The sequence below is a fragment of the Thioalkalivibrio sp. ALE14 genome (assembly GCF_000376845.1).
Taxonomy (GTDB): Bacteria; Pseudomonadota; Gammaproteobacteria; order Ectothiorhodospirales; family Ectothiorhodospiraceae; genus Thioalkalivibrio.
Genome location: NZ_AQXY01000022.1, coordinates 38,513 through 55,290, shown reverse-complemented (window position 1 = coordinate 55,290; position 16,778 = coordinate 38,513). Strand labels below are relative to the sequence as shown.

Sequence of the window (16,778 nt, the reverse complement as noted above, 5' to 3'; positions counted from 1 at the left end):
AACCCACCCTACGAACCCCGGAGTGACGTGTGGACAAGGGAATGAAAATTCTCATCGTGGACGACTTTTCCACGATGCGGCGCATTATCAAGAACCTCTTGCGCGATCTCGGCTTCAACAACACCCAGGAAGCCGATGACGGCAGCACCGCGCTGCCCATGCTGCAAAATGGCGACTTCGACTTCCTGATCACCGACTGGAACATGCCGAACATGCCGGGCATCGACCTGCTGAAGGCGGTCCGGGCGGACCCGAACCTGAAGTCCATGCCGGTCCTGATGGTGACCGCCGAGGCCAAACGCGACCAGATCGTGGAGGCCGCCGAGGCGGGTGTGAATGGGTACGTGGTCAAGCCGTTTACCGCCGAGACGTTGAAGGAAAAGATCGACAAGATCTTCGAACGTATTGAAGCCCAGGGATAAGTGATTCCCTGTGTTGAGTACGTACGCCGCCCGTTACGCCTGCAACGGCGGACGTGACCCGGCTCCTTCGGCGCCGCATCAGCAAGAGGCTCCCCATGACTGAACAGGAACACCCACCACGCGATGGCCAGCTCGAGCTTGCCCGGCAACTGGTGCAGACGCTGGAGGCGGGCGATGACGCCGGTGCCCGCGCCCTGGTCCAGGATCTCGCGCGGCCGTATGACCGCGAACTCTTCGACGAGCTGGGCAAGCTGACCCGCGATCTCCACGAGGCCCTGCAGAGCTTCCGCGGGGATTCACGCCTGGTCGAACTGACCCAGGCCGAGATTCCCGATGCAAAGGAACGCCTGAATTACGTGGTGACGATGACCGAGCAGGCGGCCCACGACACGATGAATGCGATCGAATCGAGCCTACCGATCGCCGAATCGTTCAGCCAGCAGGCGGCCGATCTGACCGCGAAGTGGACGCGGTTTCGCAACCGCCAGCTCTCGGTGGACGAGTTCCGGGATTTCGCCCGCGAGCTGGACTCGTTCTTTGCCCAGGCGGGCGAGGACACCGAGGAGTTGCGTCGCCTGCTGTCCGAGGTCCTGATGGCGCAGAGTTATCAGGATATTACGGGCCAGGTGATCCGCCGGGTGATTCAGCTGGTCACCGACCTGGAAGAGAACCTGGTAACCCTGATCCGGCTGTCCAGCGGGCGCATGGAGCAGGTCGAGGCGGCCGAGGCGTCGCTCGAGCGCAGCGAGGAAGACCGCGAAGCGGACCGCAAGGGTCATGGTCCCAGCGTGCCGAAGACTCAAGATTCCGGCGCAGATGTCGTTCAAGGACAGGACGAGGTGGACGATCTGCTTTCGAGCCTGGGCTTCTAGGCAGCGCCCCCTCATGCGACTGGCGTCACGCGACCGGAGAGACTGAATGGCCATCGACCCCAATGACGAAATCCTGCAGGACTTCCTGATCGAGGCCGGGGAACTGCTGGAGGGGCTCAACGAGCAGCTCATCGACCTGGAGCAGAACCCGGATGACCGGGATCTGCTCAATGCGGTGTTTCGCAGCTTCCATACCATCAAGGGTGGTGCCGGGTTTCTGAGCCTGGATCCGCTGGTGACCGTGTGCCACCACGCCGAGGATGTGTTCAACCTTCTGCGTAATGGCGAGCGCCGGGCCGACAGCCACCTGATGGACACCATGCTGCGGGTGCTCGACACCCTGAACGTGATGTTCGGGGACCTGCGCTCCGGTGTGGATCCCACGCCCGCCGAAGCGGACCTGGTGGAGAATCTCCGGCGCATGGCGAACAACGAGGATGTCGCGGCCGAGCCGGCTGCGCCGCCTCCTGCCCCGGAGCCCGAGCCCGAGCCGGAACCGACCCCGGACGCCGAAGCCCCGACCGCGGGCGAAGCCATGGTCGGCGCCGACGACGAGATTACCGACGACGAGTTCGAGGCCCTGCTGGACAGCCTGCACGGCGACCAGCCGCCGAAGCCCGTGGACTCGGGTGATGCGGCCGAATCCGCCGAGGCGCCGGACACGGAGGATGCCGGTGGTTCCGGCGACCTGATCAGCGACGACGAATTCGAAAACCTGCTGGACGAGCTGCAGGCCAAGGGGGCCGGGCCGGCGGCGACCGGTGCGATCCCGGCGGCCGGTTCCGAGGCCGTTGAATCACCGGAGCCCGAGGCATCCAGCCCCGAGCCCGAGGCATCCGAGCCGGCCAAGGCCGCAGCGCCTGCGGAAGGCGCGGCAGCTGGCGGCCAGGGTGGGGGCGGGGCCCGTGCCGGCGGCGGGGGCGGCGCCGACGGTGGCGGACGTTCGGCGCCGCAAGGGGAGACCTCCGTGCGCGTCGACACCGAACGCCTCGACGAGATCATGAACCTGGTGGGCGAGCTGGTGCTGGTGCGCAACCGCTTGAGCATGCTGCGCTCGCAGCATGTCGATGACGAACTGGGGAAGGCGATCAGCTCCCTGGCCCTGGTGACCTCGGACCTGCAGACCTCGGTGATGAAGACCCGGATGCAGCCGGTGAAGAAGGTCTTCAACCGATTCCCGCGCGTCATCCGCGACCTGTCGCGGAACCTCGGCAAGGAGATCGAACTGGAGATCTTCGGCGAGGACACCGATCTGGACAAGAACCTGGTCGAGGCACTGTCCGATCCGCTGGTGCACCTGGTGCGCAATGCGGTGGACCACGGCATCGAGACACCGGATGTTCGCGAGGCCGCCGGCAAGCCGCGCAAGGGTACGGTGGTGCTGGGAGCCGCCCAGGAAGGTGACCACATCGCGCTGCTGATCAAGGACGACGGCGGCGGCATGGACCCGCAGGCCCTGCGCCGCAAGGCCGTGGAAAAGGGCCTGATGGAACCCGCACTGGCCGAGCGCATGACCGATCGCGAGGCCTTCAACGTGATCTTCATGGCCGGGTTCTCCACCAAGTCCGAGATCTCCGATGTGTCCGGCCGCGGGGTCGGGATGGACGTGGTCAAGACGAAGATCTCGCAACTCAATGGCATGATCGATATTGAATCGGAGATCGGTGTCGGTACCACGCTGCGGGTAAAACTGCCGCTGACGCTCGCGATCCTGCCCGCGCTGATGGTGATCCTCGACGGTCGGCGTTTCGCCATCCCGCTGGCTTCGGTCTCCGAGATCCTCGACCTGGACCTGACCAAGACGCACTACGTGGATGACCAGGAAGTCATCATCGTGCGCAAGCAGGCGCTGCCGATTCACTACCTCAAGCGCTGGCTGAAGCCGGGACACGAGCCCGAGCCACGCAAGGACGCGCACGTGGTCGTGGTGCACACCGCCGACCGCAAGGTGGGCCTGGTGGTGGATGACCTGGTGGGGCAGGAAGAGGTTGTCATCAAGCCGCTGGGTCAGAACCTGCAGGGCGTGAAGGGCCTGGCGGGTGCCACCATCACCGGCGATGGCGGCATTGCGCTGATCCTGGATGTCTCCGATCTGGTGACCATCCTGATGCGGCAACTGCAGATGTCCGGTCGGCCGCGCCGTGCATCGCGCACGAGCGAGGGCTGAGGATGCCGATCAGGGTTCTGGTAGTCGATGATTCGGGATTCTTTCGCCGCCGCATCGCGGAGATTCTGGATTCCGACTCGGGTATCGAGGTGGTCGGTTCCGCCGAAAACGGCGAACAGGCGATTGCCAAGGTCCGGGAGCTCGACCCCGATGTCGTGACCATGGACATCGAGATGCCGGTCATGGACGGCATCACGGCGGTTCGCAAGATCATGGCCGAGCACCCGCGGCCGATCCTGATGTTCTCCAGCCTGACCACGGAGGGTGCCCAGGCGACCCTGGACGCGCTGGAGGCCGGGGCCGTGGATTTCCTGCCCAAGCGTTTCAGCGACATGGCGGGGGACGAGGACAGCGCTCGCATGCTGCTCCGGCGGCGGGTCCGCTCGTTGTCGCGCAGCCGCGCGCGCTCGGCGAGTGCCCCGGGTACCAGTACGCCGGCCCGCGAGGCGCGGCCGACCGCGCGGCGGCAGGAGGCCGATCGTCAGGCAGCCGCCGACGCCGCCAGGCAACAACCGCCGGTTACGAGCACCCGTCCCCCGACGCCCCTGCGCCAGCTGCGCGCGGTCCTGATCGGAACCTCTACGGGGGGGCCGGTGGCCCTGCAGGAGGTACTGAAGCCGCTGCCGGCGACATTCCCGCTACCGATCGTCCTGGTGCAACACATGCCGGCGAGCTTTACCCCGGCCTTCGCCGACCGCCTCAATGCCATGTGCAACATCGAGGTGCGCCAGGCAAAGGACGGCGACGCTCTGAAGCCGGGCGTGGCGCTACTGGCTCCCGGTGGCATGCAGATGACCCTGGAGCGTGGCAGCCAGACGCACGTGCGGATTGCGGAGAGCCCGCTGGGAACGATCTACAAGCCGAGCGTCGATGCGGCCTTCACCTCCGCCGTGGATGCGCTGCGCGGACAGGTCCTCGCGGTGGTGCTGACCGGCATGGGTGCGGACGGGCGCGAGGGCGTGCGCGCGCTGAAGGGCGCAGGCGCCCACGTCTGGTCGCAGGACGCGGCGACCTGCGTGGTGTACGGCATGCCGGCGGCGGTGGCAGAAGCCGGATTGACCGATCACGTGTATCCGCTGCCCGAGATCGGTCCCGCCCTGGTCAAGGGGTTCTGCTGACATGGACATCCTGAGCCTCATCGGGGTCACGCTGGGGCTGGTGGCCGTGCTCGGGGGGAGCATTGCCAAGGGCAGCGGGCTGGGGGCGCTGTGGAACGCCGCGGCCTTTGTAATTGTGGTGCTGGGTACGCTGGGGGCGACCCTGGTGCAGGCGCGCATGTCCGTGTTCATGCACGGCATGCGCATCCTGCCCTGGGCATTCAAGCCGCCGAAAATCGACAACCGTGCGATGGTTGAGCAGATCGTCGAGTGGTCGCATGTGGCGCGCAAGGAAGGCCTCCTCGGGCTGGAAACGCTGGCTGACGAGGAGAGCGACGGCTTTGCCCGGAAGGGGTTGCAACTGCTGGTCGATGGCAGCGAGCCCCAGACGATCCGCCAGATCCTGGAAGCCGATCTCGACAACCGCGAACACTTCGACCTGCAGGGCGCCAAGGTCTTCGAGAGCATGGGGATCTACGCGCCCACCCTGGGGATCGTGGGTGCGGTGATGGGTCTGATGGCCGTGATGCAGAACCTGGCGGACCCGAGCAAGCTGGGGGCGGGGATCGCGGCCGCCTTCGTGGCCACGATCTACGGCATTGCCTCGGCCAACCTGCTGTTCTTGCCGGTGGCGAACAAGTTGAAGTCAATTATCCAGAATCGGTCGCAACACCAGCAAATGCTGATGGAAGGGCTGATCGCCATTGCCGAAGGGGAGAACCCGCGGAATATCGAAAGCAAGCTGAGTGGCTTCATCCACGAGTGAGGTCACCATGGCACGACGCAAGCGGGCAGAGGAGCACCAGAATCACGAGGCATGGGCGATTCCCTACGGGGATCTGGTCACGCTGCTGCTGGCGTTTTTCGTGGTGATGTACGCGATCTCGTCCGTGGATGACGGCAAGTACCGTGTGCTGTCGGAATCGCTGGTGGATGCCTTCCGCGCGCCGATGCAGGCCGAGCCGATCCAGGTAGGCGAGCCGACCGTCGCGCGCGAACGCAGTCCGCAGGATCTGCGCGCCCTGGTGCCGATCGAGGTCCAGCCCGGTCTGGTGGAAGACGGCCCGCAGCCCATCGACATGGCCCTGAGCGGGATGCTGGATGATGCTCCGGGCGACGAGGGGATGCAGGCGTTCCTCGACGATCTGGCCGATACGGCGCGCGAGATCGAACAGGCGATGGCACGCTGGATCGAGCAGGGCGATCTGCGCGTCACTCGCGAGGCCTACTGGCTGGAGATCGAGATCACCAGCCGTCTGCTGTTCCCGTCCGGTTCGGCGACCCTGAACCCGCAGGCGGAGGACCTGCTGCAGGAGGTGGGCGGGATCCTGGCGCCACGGGTCTCGCGCATCCATGTGGAGGGACATACGGACAACGTGCCCATCCAGACCGCGGTCTATCCTTCCAACTGGGAACTCTCTTCCGGAAGGGCCGCCGCGGTGGTGAGCGTGTTCGAGACGGCGGGGGTAGACCCGGAGAACCTCGTGGCGCTGGGCTATGGCGAACACCGGCCGGTCGCCACCAATCAAACCGCGGAGGGCCGTGCCGAGAACCGGCGCGTGTCCATCGTGGTCCTGCCCGGGGCGCGTCCGCGCGCCGAGGGCGCGCAGGAACCGGAGCGCCTGCGCGAGGATCTTCCGCCCGCACCGCTCCCGACGGATGGAGACACACCATGAAGGTCTGGGCGGTTGCGAACCAGAAGGGCGGGGTGGGCAAGACGACCACCACGGTGACACTGGGCGGACTGCTTTCCGGGCCGGAGCAGCGCGTGCTGCTGGTGGACGTGGACCCGCATGGTTCGTTGACCGCGTACTTCGGGCACGACCCGGAGACCGCGACACGAGGGGTCTACGAGCTCTTCAGCCAGTGTGCCGAGGGGGCCGATCCGGACCCGAACGGGCTCATTCGCGAGACGCGCTTCCCGGGTCTGGACCTGCTGACCGCCAGTACCGCGCTGGCCACGCTGGATCGGCAGCTGGGGACCCGAAGCGGCATGGGGCTGGTATTGCGCCATGCGCTGGAGAAGGTCTCCGGGCAGTATGACTACGTGCTGCTGGACTGCCCGCCGATGCTGGGGGTTCTGATGGTCAATGCGCTGGCGGCCTGTGACGAGCTGCTGGTGCCGGTGCAGACCGAATTCCTCGCCCTGAAGGGGCTTGAACGGATGATCAACACACTGAAAATGGTACAGAAGTCGCGCAAGGCCGAGCTGCAGTACCGGATCATTCCGACGCTGTTCGATCGCCGCACACGCGCGGCGCACGAGGCCCTGGCGGAACTGCGCCGACTGTACGGGGACGATGTCTGGCCCGGCGTCATCCCGGTGGACACCAAGTTCCGCGACGCCTCCAGCGCCGGTCAGCCGTTGTGCTTCATGATTCCGGACGCGCGCGGCGTGCTGGCGTATTCGGACCTGCTGGAGGCCATCGGCGGACAGCTGTCCGAACCCCATGAACGGAGGCGGCGCGGATGAAACGATCCACAGTCGACAACCTGGCCCTGAAGGCCGAACCGGACGCGCTGGACGACTATTTCGGCAGCCTTCTGGACGAACCGGAACCGGTCCGCTCGCTGTTGCGCCCGGACCTTCTGGAACCGGCGTTGCCCGCACCGGAAATCCCGCCGGCGGAGTCGGTGGAAGCCCCGGTCCGCGAAGCGAACCCGGTGAAAGTGGCAACACCTGAAGCGGTCGTCACACAGGCCCCGCCGGCACCCCCGGCCGATCCCGCGGAGCGCGATTACCCGCGGCCCGAGCAACCCTTCTCCGCCCTGGTGATCGAGGCCGGGAATCTGACCCTGCTCGCACCGCTGCAGGCCCTGGGCGGCGTGGCGCCGCTGGACAGCCTGGAGGTGCGGCCGACCCCGAATCATTCGGTCTGGTACCTTGGACTGGCCGACACCAAGCAGGGGCGGGTACAGCTGATCGATCTGGCCGCAGTGGTCACTCCGGAAGATCGCGACTACGAACCCGACACCGCGCGTCAGGTTGTGTTCCTGGCCGGTTCCCGCTTTGCGCTGGCCTGCCGGGCGATCCACGGAACCCGCGTGATCGAACCGGATTCGCTGCGCTGGCGCAGCCACCGCCGGCGCCTGCCCTGGCTGGCCGGAGTGGAGCGCGAGAAGATGGCGACTCTCCTCGACCTGGAGGCACTGGACCGGACACTGGACGAGGGCGGCTGGGACTGAGCGCGGACCCGCGAAACTCAAGCATGGCGGTGATCGGCCGATAACCCGGTCAGGATGACATCACAGGGCGGACCCCGCCTGCACGGACTATCGAGGACGACATGAGCAGCGCACAAGACGTAGAAGCCATGGCCAAGGCCGACACCGCTCCGTATGTGACCTTCAGTCTTGCGGACGAGACCTACGCGATTGACGTCCTGCAGGTCCAGGAGGTCCTCAAAGTGACCGAGATCGCGCCGGTCCCGGGCGTGCCGGACTACATCCTCGGGATCATCAACCTGCGCGGCAATGTTGTGACCGTGATCGATGCACGGCGCCGGATGGGGCTGGAGGACCGGGAGTCGGACGAAGCCTCGCGCATCGTGATCATCGACGTGGACAACCAGAATGTGGGGATCCTGGTGGACTCGGTCTCCGAGGTCGTGCGGATCTCCCCGGACTCCGTCGAACCGGCACCGGAGGTCGGGAACGATGACAGCAGTCGCTTCATCCAGGGCGTGACCAGCACCGAAGAGGGTCTGACCATCCTGGTGGACCTGAACAAGCTGCTGTCGGACGAGGAGTGGGCGCAGTTGCGCGAACTGTAGCTCGCCACGCCGGGTCTATACTCCAGATGGACGAGGACCAGCCGGGAGGTGAGCCATGGTCGATGAGCTGCAGCCGGATCGGACCGTACGTCCGGTTCACACCACGGTGCCCGGTCGTCAGTTGAGCGATGATCACGACCGCGACCCGGTGTTCCGGCCTGCTGTGCGACCCGCCCAGCAGCGCCCCCCACGCAAGGACGAACGCGGCAAGCGCCGCGGACTGATCGACGATTACGCCTGAAGGCGCACGGCATATCCGGGCGTTCCCAAGCCGGTTTATCGAACGGGTCGGCGGATCCACACTGACTGGCAATCGTTTCCCCAGGTGGTCATGCGACCCTGATTCACGCGACAATCGACCGGCCCCGGTTTTCAGGAGAATGCGTGCAATGGGAGAGGGAATGCTGATCTGGCTGGTCGCGCTGATTGCGCTGCTGGCGACCATCGTAGCGGCGTTTTCCGTGGGGCTGGTGATCCTGTTGCGGCGCCAGCTGGCGGCACTGCGCCAGGACTATCAGCGCCAGGCCACATCGGTGATGGCCCTGCAGGGTGCGATGAAGGCCCTGTCCGAGGGGGTGGCCACCCATGGTCAGGCTCAGGCGTCGGTGCAGCGCGCACTGGAACGTCTGCACGACCAGCACAGCGAGCTGCGCGCCCGCGAAGGGGACAGCGGGGCCTACGAGCAGGCCATTCGCCTGATCCAGCAGGGGCAGGGCCGCGAAGAAGTGCGCCGGCGCTGTGGTCTGACCTCGACCGAACTCGACCTGCTCTTCAGCCTGCACGGCACCGGGACGGCAGACGCTTCGGGACTTTCCGGGCGTTCATGAGTCCGCTCCCCCCCGGTCACGATGTGACGGGGGCCTGCGTGATGGGTCCTGGTAGCCGCCAGCTCGATCGTCGGGGGTAATCCCGGCCAGCAGGAACACGAAGGCCAGAATCTCTGCTACCGCGACGTAGAGCTCTTCGGGAATCTCGCTCCCCACCGGGACCTGGGCCAGCGCCTCGCTAAGTGCCGGATCCTGGTGCAGCGGGATGCCGTGTTCCTCCGCGATCCGCAGGATCGCCTCGGCGGTCAGGCCCGAGCCGCTGGCCGTGATCTTCGGGGCCCGCCGCCGGTCCCACTCCAGTGCCACCGCTCGTTCGGGCGGCGAGTGACCTTTTTTGCTCCGTCCTCCGGCGTCCTTGTGGGCCATCGATTCAGGCCTGCTCGTCCAGCATCGGATGGGCGTTCGTCGGCGGTGGGTCCGGGTCAACCTCACCCTGACGAACCGACAGTCCCGTGACCGTCAGTTCGCGCTCGTCCAGCCGTTCGCGCAGCGCCGGCATTTCGTTTCGCAGCCGGGTGACGGTGTCGGGGTCACGGGCCGTGAAGTGCACACTGACGCCCCCATTGCGCGAGGCCGCTGCGATCCGGGTCGGTCCCAGATCGCCCACATCCAGGCTCAGCACAATGGACCATGGCGGATCCGAACCGTCCTCGAGCGACTTCTCGCGCCGGATCTCGCCGAAGATGGCTTGGATGCCCTGCTCGCTGCGGAGGGGCAGCTCGAAGAACCAGCGACTGTTGCCGGGTTCGTCGCTTGCGAAGGATTGCAGGGACTGGAGCTGCAGGGACGTGACCCGCTTGAGCAGCCCCTCGAGCAGGCCGGTCAGGGCCGGGAGGGCGGTAGCGGTGGCAGTCGAGGGTGTGGCAGGGGCCGCGGGCTGTGCGGTTGGGCGGGCGTCGCCCGCCTGGCGGAGCTGGTCCGCGGCCCGCAACAGCTGAGCCTTGAGATCGGCCGCAAAGGGATGGGTCGGCCCCTGACCGCGGGCCGCCAGCCCCAGCATCGCTTCCATCCAGAGCCCGGAATGCTGGACGTGCTGGCGCAGGCTGTCCGGCTGCGTCAGCTGTCCCGGCGTGGGCAGCAGTTCCACGAGACGCTGCAGGGCAGGCGGTGCTGGTGGAGCGGCCACCCCCGCATTCTGGGTGGACGCGTCACCCCGCGGCACCGGGGTGGTCTGCGTCAGCAGTGTCTGGATGGCGGGGCCGAGCGGTCGTGCACCGGGAAGTTGCTGGCGCAGTTCCTGACCCAGCCACTGCTGAGTGGCGCTGGCCGGTGCGCCGGGACTCGCACGGGGGCTGGCGCGATCCCCAGTCAGGGCCAGCAGACGCACCTCCAGGCGGGGTTCGGTACGGGTGACCTCCGCGAGCATCACGGGGCCGCCCCCGCCACCGGGACGGTTCAGCAGCGCGTCGGGCAGGGCGCCGGCCAATTGCGCCGTGACCACCGGGAGGGACGATGCAGGGCGGGGCGAACTGGCCGCACCCGCCTGGGGCGAGGCGGGTTCCATGCGCAGGCGCACGCTGCGATCCGGCAGCACATCGAGGACTCGAACCTCGACGCGCGCCCCGGGCTGCAGGGTGGGCCGATCGCCACTACCCGAACCGACGGTGACGGTTCCGGACGGCATCGAGCCGGGGATTCGCGGGCCGCCGAGGTCGACCATGGCCAGGTTCCTTGATGCAAAGCCTCAGCATCGCATACCGCAGGGCAGGGCAGGAAACGCCCACGGGACGACGGCGCGGTTTGGTATCCTTACCCGATCCTGACCACGGTTCACGTTCGTGCCCGGGCGCCCGCAGATCCAGGGTTTTGTGGGACGGGGCCGCCCGTTGGCCAGTGCGTCGAAGCGCGGCCCGTGCCCGGAATATGGGGCAACCGCGCGAATGGTGGTTTTGACCTGTGTGACCTTGAAGTCTTTCTTGATGGGGATGGCAACGCGATGTCGAAGATACGAGTACTGATGGTGTGCCTGGGCAATATCTGCCGCTCGCCCATGGCGCACGGCGTGTTCGAGACGCGGATCCGCGACCAGGGTCTGGAGGATGCCATCGAGGTCGATTCCGCCGGCACCGCGGGCTTCCACGTGGGGGCAAAGGCCGATCGTCGAGCCCAAAAGGAGGCGCGTTCGCGCGGCTACGATCTGGATCATCTCCGCGCACGTCAGCTGGAGCCCGAGGATTTCCTGGAGTTTGACTATATCCTCACCATGGACGATGCGAACTACCGCGACGCCGAACGGATCCGCCCGGCGGCTGCGCGGGCGGAGTTACTGCGCTTCCTGGATTTTGCGCCACAGTTCGACGAGCACGAGGTCCCGGACCCGTATTACGGCGGCGGCGACGGCTTCGTGCATGTGATGGACCTGGTCGAAGCGGCTGCGGACGGGCTGCTGGAGCATATCCGGGACCGTCACACACTGAAGACATCCTGATCCGTATTTCCCCGGATGCCTCGCGCTCGGGCTTCCCAGCGCGGCAGATCCCGGGGCCCAAATGAAAAGGGGCCCGCCAAATGGCGGGCCCCTTCTGATTCTACCCGGACGCAGGTCCGGTCGATCGGTCAGTCATCACCCTTGCGTTTCGGGCTCTCGGCTGCCGTCTCCGTCGAGTCCGCGGTGGATCCGGATCCGGCGGGTTTCTGCTCGTTCCCCTCTGCGGGCTTGGTCGGGGCGGCCGTTGCGGTCCCTTCATTCGCGCTGTCCGCGCGGCTTTCCGCAGCGGCGGGCTTCGAGCGGCGGGTCTTCGGCTTCGCCGGTGCCTCCGAAACCTCGTTCACCTCCGCTTGACCAGCCGAATCGCCGGAGGTGCTACCAGACCCGGACCGGGAGGGACGCCTGGCCGGGGCCTGTTCGTTCTTGCCTTCGGCGGCTGCGGGTTCCGCTGTGGCCTTCTTCGGTGCGGCTTCGTTCATCGCCGGCGCGGGCGCTTCCGCTTTGGACGAGGTCTCCGCGCCATCCGTCGCCGGGGTCACCTCGGGTGCGGCGGTGTCCGCGTCCGGCTTGCGCGTGCGCCCGCCTCGACTGCGCCCCTTGGCCGGGGCATCGTCACCCTTCGGGGTTTCACTGGTCGTGTCGGCCTTGGGCGGCACGGCGTCCGAAGCCCCGGACGGTTCGCCGTGTTCGGGAGCCGTATCGCGGGGCTTCTCGGAGGCCTGAGCCTTCGCCGGGGACGGGCCCGCCGTCTCGGTCCCCGATTGCGCCTTGGCACCATCACCCTGGGCGTTCGGCGCGGTCTCGTTGCCGGTGTCGCCGGCATTCTCGCCGGAGCGGCCGCGGCCGCCGCGGCGGCGGCCCCCGCGACGGGAGCGACGGGAACGGGTGCGACCCTTGCTGCCATCATCGTCGTCGGATTTCTCGGGGCCCTTGGCGGCCGGTGGCTCGCCCGTTTCCGCAGCGGGTGCATCGTCCCTGGCCTTTGAAGGCTTCTCTGCCGGCCGGCTGTCGCCGGCCTTTTCGCCACCTCGGGTTTCGGATCCGTTGCCGTCCGGCGCAGGCTTCACCGCTTCCCGCGGGGAGCCCTTGTCGGCATCGCTGTCCTTCTTGCCGCCCCGGCGCGACCGGCCCTTGGCGCTATCGGCCCGGGATTTGTCGTCCTTGGCGCCTTCGGTCTTGTCAGGGCCGCTTTTCTTGCCCTTTTCGGCATCGTCGCGCTTGTCCTGGGCCTTGCGGCCGCCGTTGTCGGCCTTCTTCCGGCCCCCGCTGCGTCCGCCGTTCTTGCCACCGCGGTTGCCTTCGCCACGCCGCGGGCGCCCGCCTTCCTTGCGATCGCCTTGCTGCCCCTCGTCGTCGCTTTCCGTGGGGGCGGCGTTGGGGAACAGCGACGACCAGATGCGGGCAAAAAAGCCCGGCTGGGGCACCGGCTCGGAGGTTTCCGGGGCCGCGGGTGCACTTTCGCTGACCGGGGCCGGCCCGGTCATCTTCACGCCCTGGACCAGCGGCTTTTCGACCTTGCTTCGGCGTTCCTGATGGGGCTCGTTCTCGTCCTCCACGATCTCCACCAGTTCGTGCGAGCCACGGTCGCTGAGGGTCTCCTCGCGTTCGTCACCGCGTACCCGGCGGACCTCGAAGCGCGGGGTGAGGTACTGCGGGTTGGGGATAATGCTGATGTCGACCTTGTGGCGATCCTCGATATCGGTGATCGACTCACGTTTTTCGTTCAGCAGGAAGGTGCCGACGTCGACCGGGACCTGGCCCATCACCAGACCGGTACGGTCCTTCATCGCCTCTTCCTCGATCAGGCGGAGGATCGACAGGGCCAGCGATTCCACGCTGCGGATCTGGCCGTGGCCTTCGCAGCGCGGGCAGGTGTTCTGGCTGGACTCGCCCAGCGAGGAGCGCAGCCGTTGGCGCGACATCTCCAGCAGCCCGAAGCGGCTGATACGACCGACCTGGACCCGCGCACGGTCCATCTCCAGCGCCTCGCGCAGGCGGTTCTCGACCTCGCGCTGGTGCTTGTTGGCGTTCATGTCGATGAAATCGATCACGATCAGGCCGCCCAGGTCGCGGATGCGCAGCTGCCGCGCGACTTCCTCGGCCGCCTCCAGATTGGTGTGGAAGGCGGTCTCCTCGATGTCGCCACCCTTGGTGGAGCGGGCCGAGTTGACGTCGATGGAGATCAGGGCCTCGGTATGGTCGATGACCAGCGCGCCGCCGGAGGGCAGGGTGACGTCACGGTCGAACGCGCTCTCGATCTGGCTCTCGATCTGGTAGCGATTGAACAGCGGGACCGGATCATCGTAGCGCTTGAGCTTGCGCAGGCTATTCGGCATCACCAGGCGGACGAAGTCCTCGGCCTGCTGATAGACATCGTTGTCATCGATGATGACTTCGCCGACGTCGTTGCGCATGTGATCGCGCAGGGCGCGGATGATCACGTTGCTTTCCTGGTGGATCAACGCCGGGGCCTTGGCCTTGTCCGCGGCCTCGGTGACGGCGGCCCACAGCGCGGTCATGTAATCCAGATCCCATTGCAGCTCTTCGGTGCTGCGCCCAACCCCGGCGGTGCGGGCGATCACGCCCATGCCCTCCGGCATGGTCAGCCCGGAAAGCGCATCACGCAGGGAGGCGCGATCCTCGCCCTCGATGCGGCGCGAGACGCCCCCGGCCTTGGGGTTGTTGGGCATCAGGACCAGGTAGCGACCGGCGAGGCTGATGTAGGTCGTCAGCGCCGCGCCCTTGTTGCCGCGTTCTTCCTTCTCGACCTGGACGAGGAGTTCCGTGCCTTCCTTCAGGAAGTCGCGGATCGGCTTGTCGCTGTCGGCCGGGGCGCCGACGGCCGTATGCGCAATCTCCTTGAACGGGAGGAAGCCGTGGCGATCAGCACCGAAGTTGACGAACGCGGCCTCGAGGCTCGGTTCGACACGGGTGATCTTGGCCTTGTAGATGTTGGCCTTCTTGCGCTCGCGCGAGGGCAGTTCGATGTCGAGGTCGTACAGCCTCTGGCCGTCGACCATGGCGACACGCAGCTCTTCCGGCTGCGTGGCATTGATCAGGATGCGTTTCATGCAATGGACTCGGTAGGGCGTCCTGGCGTCCGGCGAGGGACAGCACAACCCCGGGTGCGGCGATCGAGCGGCGGCACGGCAACGCTTGCGCACGCGTGCTCGCAGCGGCGGCGCGTAGCGAAAGCCAGCGTGCCAGCCAGGTGTTCACCAGCAACCACGGGATCAGTCGCCTGCGAGAGGCGGAGCCGGGGGGACAGGACTGGGTTAGAAAAAATAGCGTCACAGTGTCGCTTTGCGGCGATGGCCCTTCGACCGGCAGCCTTCGTTGGCTGGTGGATCGAAGCGGCAGGTGATTCGAGGCGCGTTGCCGGCTTGTCGCGGGAACGTACCGTGCGCCAATGTAGGGCATAACCCCCGGTCTCGGCAAGTTTTTTCGCCCGTGGGAGGGTCGGGTGCAGTAGCCCGGCGTGCACGGCTCGGGTAGCATCCCGCGCCATGAAAGGACGCCAAGAACCATCCGGCCCACGTAGCTTCCGTGTCACCGAGCGTGGCGACGGCCAGCGCCTGGACAACTTCTTGCTGCGCGAACTGAAGGGCGTGCCCAAGGGGCTGATCTACCGACTGGTGCGCCAGGGCGCGGTGCGCGTGGACGGCCGGCGGGCGAAGGCGCACAAGCGCCTGGTCGTCGGCAACGAAGTTCGCGTGCCGGACCTTGACCGGCCGGAGGCGGCGACCACCGAGATTCCGCCCAGGGTCCTGGAACGGTTGCGGCAAGCGATCATCTTCGAGGACGACAACCTTTTGGTGCTGGACAAGCCGTCCGGACTGGCCGTGCACGGTGGCAGCGGGCTCGCCTTCGGGATTATCGAGGCGATGCGGCAGTTGCGGCCGGATAGCGAGCTGGAACTGGGTCACCGCCTGGATCGCGAGACCAGCGGCTGCCTGCTGCTGGCGAAGCGCCGCGCGGCCCTGCAGGACTTTCACGCCGCCCTCCGCGAAGGGCGGGTGGAGAAGCGCTACCTGGCCCTGCTGGTGGGTCGCTTCCCGAGCGATCAGCCGGTCGAATGCGATGCCCCCATCGCCAGTGGCCGCCAGGACGACGGTCGCCGCCGCATGAAGACCGGGGAGACCGATGCCGAGGACGGGCGGGCCCGCGCCGCGCGCAGCGTCTTCCAGCCACTGGAAGCGCATGGGGCGTTCCAGCTGGCCGAGGTCCGCATCGGGACCGGTCGCACGCACCAGATCCGGGTGCACGGGCAGGCGCTTGGTCACCCGGTAGGGGGGGATCATGACTACGGCCTGCCGGATGCCAATCGGAGCCTGCGTCGCCATGGCCTGAAACGCCTGTTCCTGCATGCCCAGTCGCTGGCCTACCAGTCGTCGGATGGCGAACGGCATATCTTTTCGGCGCCGCTGCCGGACGAACTGTCCGCCGTGCTCGCCAGTCTGGATACGGATGAGGGAGAGGGGGCGTGACGGCCCCGTTGCTACCCCTGGCCAATGGCGAGCTGCGGCTGGTGGTGTTCGACTGGGACGGCACGCTCATGGATTCGCCGCGGCGGATCGTGCACTGCCTGCAGCGTGCTGCCACGGAGATCGGGGCCCCGGTGCGTGACGAGGCGAGCCTGCGCAATATCATCGGGCTCGGGGTGCAGGCGGCGGTGCGGGAACTGTATCCGGATGCCGATGACCGTTTCGTGGAACGCTTCGCGACCACGTATCGCGCGTGCTATCTGGATGCCGTGGATGCCCCGGAGACCCCCCTGTTTGCGGGCGTGTCCGAGCTCCTCGACTGGCTCGAAGGCCGCGATGTGCTGCTGGGCGTGGCCACGAGCAAATCCCGGCGCGGGCTCGACCAGGCGCTGGAGGCGACCGGCCTGGGCCGGTATTTCGTCGCGACCGCGACCGGGGATGAGCATGCGTCAAAGCCGGATCCGTCCATGCTCGAGTTCGTGATGGCGCGTGCCGGCGTGGAACCGGGCCGAACGCGCATGGTCGGTGATAGCGTTTATGATCTCGAGATGGCGCGGCATGCCCGCGTGCCGGGCGTGGGCGTGACCCACGGGGTGCATCCGCCCGGGCGACTCGAGGGTGCGGCGCCGCTGGCGCTGCTACCCGATCTTGAAGCCCTGCTGGAGGCATTCCGGCAGGCCGAAGGCGCACATTAACCAAGGAGCCACG

At 67.1% G+C, this 16,778-nt stretch carries 17 protein-coding genes; 14 read left to right on the top strand and 3 right to left on the bottom strand.

Annotated elements, in window-relative coordinates:
* Positions 1–41: 41 nt before the first annotated feature.
* The 11 genes from cheY (at position 42) to F572_RS0103520 (ending at position 9,158) form a co-directional block, all read left to right on the top strand.
* Positions 42–422 (top strand): chemotaxis response regulator CheY, encoded by a 381-nt coding sequence (gene cheY, locus F572_RS0103570; protein ID WP_017942246.1) that lies wholly within the window; start codon positions 42–44, stop codon positions 420–422.
* 95 nt (positions 423–517) lie between these two features.
* Positions 518–1,294, top strand: coding sequence for a protein phosphatase CheZ (locus tag F572_RS0103565; RefSeq protein ID WP_017942247.1), 777 nt, complete (start codon positions 518–520; stop codon positions 1,292–1,294).
* A gap of 46 nt (positions 1,295–1,340) precedes the next feature.
* Entirely contained in the window at positions 1,341–3,461 is a 2,121-nt protein-coding gene (locus tag F572_RS0103560; RefSeq protein WP_017942248.1) for a chemotaxis protein CheA, read from the top strand.
* 2 nt (positions 3,462–3,463) lie between these two features.
* Positions 3,464–4,579: a chemotaxis response regulator protein-glutamate methylesterase gene (locus F572_RS0103555; RefSeq protein WP_017942249.1), complete on the top strand. Its 1,116-nt coding sequence runs from the start codon at positions 3,464–3,466 to the stop codon at positions 4,577–4,579.
* Position 4,580: 1 nt separating this feature from the next.
* Positions 4,581–5,324, top strand: a complete 744-nt coding sequence (locus F572_RS0103550; RefSeq protein ID WP_017942250.1) for a flagellar motor protein — start codon at positions 4,581–4,583, stop codon at positions 5,322–5,324.
* A 7-nt stretch (positions 5,325–5,331) separates the two neighbouring features.
* Positions 5,332–6,234 (top strand): flagellar motor protein MotD, encoded by a 903-nt coding sequence (motD, locus tag F572_RS0103545; RefSeq protein WP_017942251.1) that lies wholly within the window; start codon positions 5,332–5,334, stop codon positions 6,232–6,234.
* Entirely contained in the window at positions 6,231–7,031 is an 801-nt protein-coding gene (locus tag F572_RS0103540; protein WP_017942252.1) for a ParA family protein, read from the top strand. Before motD ends, F572_RS0103540 begins: the two co-directional genes overlap by 4 nt.
* Positions 7,028–7,744 carry a chemotaxis protein CheW gene (locus F572_RS0103535; protein ID WP_017942253.1) on the top strand — a complete coding sequence of 239 codons (717 nt, stop codon included), beginning with the start codon at positions 7,028–7,030 and terminating at the stop codon, positions 7,742–7,744. The genes F572_RS0103540 and F572_RS0103535 overlap by 4 nt, the downstream gene beginning before the upstream one ends.
* Before the next feature lie 128 nt (positions 7,745–7,872).
* A complete protein-coding gene (locus F572_RS0103530) occupies positions 7,873–8,331 on the top strand; it encodes a chemotaxis protein CheW (RefSeq protein ID WP_017942254.1) in 459 nt (152 codons plus the stop codon).
* Between the two features lie 55 nt (positions 8,332–8,386).
* Positions 8,387–8,572 carry a hypothetical protein gene (locus F572_RS0103525; protein ID WP_017942255.1) on the top strand — a complete coding sequence of 62 codons (186 nt, stop codon included), beginning with the start codon at positions 8,387–8,389 and terminating at the stop codon, positions 8,570–8,572.
* Between the two features lie 160 nt (positions 8,573–8,732).
* Positions 8,733–9,158 carry a DUF2802 domain-containing protein gene (locus F572_RS0103520; RefSeq protein WP_017942256.1) on the top strand — a complete coding sequence of 142 codons (426 nt, stop codon included), beginning with the start codon at positions 8,733–8,735 and terminating at the stop codon, positions 9,156–9,158.
* Here the strand turns inward: F572_RS0103520 and F572_RS0103515 are convergent.
* Both F572_RS0103515 and F572_RS0103510 read right to left on the bottom strand, forming a co-directional pair.
* On the bottom strand, positions 9,153–9,524 hold the full coding sequence (locus F572_RS0103515) for an EscU/YscU/HrcU family type III secretion system export apparatus switch protein (RefSeq protein WP_026143060.1): 372 nt from the start codon (positions 9,522–9,524) through the stop codon (positions 9,153–9,155). The genes F572_RS0103520 and F572_RS0103515 overlap by 6 nt on opposite strands.
* Positions 9,525–9,528: 4 nt before the next feature.
* Positions 9,529–10,818, bottom strand: a complete 1,290-nt coding sequence (locus F572_RS0103510; RefSeq protein ID WP_017942258.1) for a flagellar hook-length control protein FliK — start codon at positions 10,816–10,818, stop codon at positions 9,529–9,531.
* A gap of 276 nt (positions 10,819–11,094) precedes the next feature.
* Between F572_RS0103510 and F572_RS0103505 the strand changes: the two genes are divergently transcribed.
* A complete protein-coding gene (locus tag F572_RS0103505) occupies positions 11,095–11,586 on the top strand; it encodes a low molecular weight protein-tyrosine-phosphatase (protein WP_026143061.1) in 492 nt (163 codons plus the stop codon).
* Positions 11,587–11,714: 128 nt separating this feature from the next.
* On the opposite strand, the gene F572_RS0103500 is transcribed toward F572_RS0103505, so the two are convergent.
* On the bottom strand, positions 11,715–14,657 hold the full coding sequence (locus tag F572_RS0103500; protein ID WP_017942260.1) for an Rne/Rng family ribonuclease: 2,943 nt from the start codon (positions 14,655–14,657) through the stop codon (positions 11,715–11,717).
* Between the two features lie 435 nt (positions 14,658–15,092).
* Between F572_RS0103500 and F572_RS0103495 the strand changes: the two genes are divergently transcribed.
* Positions 15,093–16,073, top strand: a complete 981-nt coding sequence (locus F572_RS0103495) for an RluA family pseudouridine synthase (RefSeq protein ID WP_017942261.1) — start codon at positions 15,093–15,095, stop codon at positions 16,071–16,073.
* Complete coding sequence (locus F572_RS0103490) at positions 16,070–16,765, top strand: HAD family hydrolase (protein WP_017942262.1); 696 nt, start codon at positions 16,070–16,072, stop codon at positions 16,763–16,765. Before F572_RS0103495 ends, F572_RS0103490 begins: the two co-directional genes overlap by 4 nt.
* Positions 16,766–16,778 lie beyond the last annotated feature (13 nt).

What these genes read in the sequence shown, in the direction of transcription:
- F572_RS0103505 (WP_026143061.1), top strand. Translation starts at nt 11,095, where the DNA reads ATGTCGAAGATACGAGTACTGATGGTGTGCCTGGGCAATATCTGCCGC.
- F572_RS0103530 (WP_017942254.1), top strand. Translation starts at nt 7,873, where the DNA reads ATGGCCAAGGCCGACACCGCTCCGTATGTGACCTTCAGTCTTGCGGAC.
- F572_RS0103515 (WP_026143060.1), bottom strand. Translation starts at nt 9,524, where the DNA reads ATGGCCCACAAGGACGCCGGAGGACGGAGCAAAAAAGGTCACTCGCCG.
- F572_RS0103495 (WP_017942261.1), top strand. Translation starts at nt 15,093, where the DNA reads ATGAAAGGACGCCAAGAACCATCCGGCCCACGTAGCTTCCGTGTCACC.
- F572_RS0103550 (WP_017942250.1), top strand. Translation starts at nt 4,581, where the DNA reads ATGGACATCCTGAGCCTCATCGGGGTCACGCTGGGGCTGGTGGCCGTG.
- F572_RS0103525 (WP_017942255.1), top strand. Translation starts at nt 8,387, where the DNA reads ATGGTCGATGAGCTGCAGCCGGATCGGACCGTACGTCCGGTTCACACC.
- cheY (WP_017942246.1), top strand. Translation starts at nt 42, where the DNA reads ATGAAAATTCTCATCGTGGACGACTTTTCCACGATGCGGCGCATTATC.
- F572_RS0103540 (WP_017942252.1), top strand. Translation starts at nt 6,231, where the DNA reads ATGAAGGTCTGGGCGGTTGCGAACCAGAAGGGCGGGGTGGGCAAGACG.
- motD (WP_017942251.1), top strand. Translation starts at nt 5,332, where the DNA reads ATGGCACGACGCAAGCGGGCAGAGGAGCACCAGAATCACGAGGCATGG.
- F572_RS0103510 (WP_017942258.1), bottom strand. Translation starts at nt 10,818, where the DNA reads ATGGTCGACCTCGGCGGCCCGCGAATCCCCGGCTCGATGCCGTCCGGA.
- F572_RS0103560 (WP_017942248.1), top strand. Translation starts at nt 1,341, where the DNA reads ATGGCCATCGACCCCAATGACGAAATCCTGCAGGACTTCCTGATCGAG.
- F572_RS0103535 (WP_017942253.1), top strand. Translation starts at nt 7,028, where the DNA reads ATGAAACGATCCACAGTCGACAACCTGGCCCTGAAGGCCGAACCGGAC.
- F572_RS0103520 (WP_017942256.1), top strand. Translation starts at nt 8,733, where the DNA reads ATGCTGATCTGGCTGGTCGCGCTGATTGCGCTGCTGGCGACCATCGTA.
- F572_RS0103565 (WP_017942247.1), top strand. Translation starts at nt 518, where the DNA reads ATGACTGAACAGGAACACCCACCACGCGATGGCCAGCTCGAGCTTGCC.
- F572_RS0103555 (WP_017942249.1), top strand. Translation starts at nt 3,464, where the DNA reads ATGCCGATCAGGGTTCTGGTAGTCGATGATTCGGGATTCTTTCGCCGC.
- F572_RS0103500 (WP_017942260.1), bottom strand. Translation starts at nt 14,657, where the DNA reads ATGAAACGCATCCTGATCAATGCCACGCAGCCGGAAGAGCTGCGTGTC.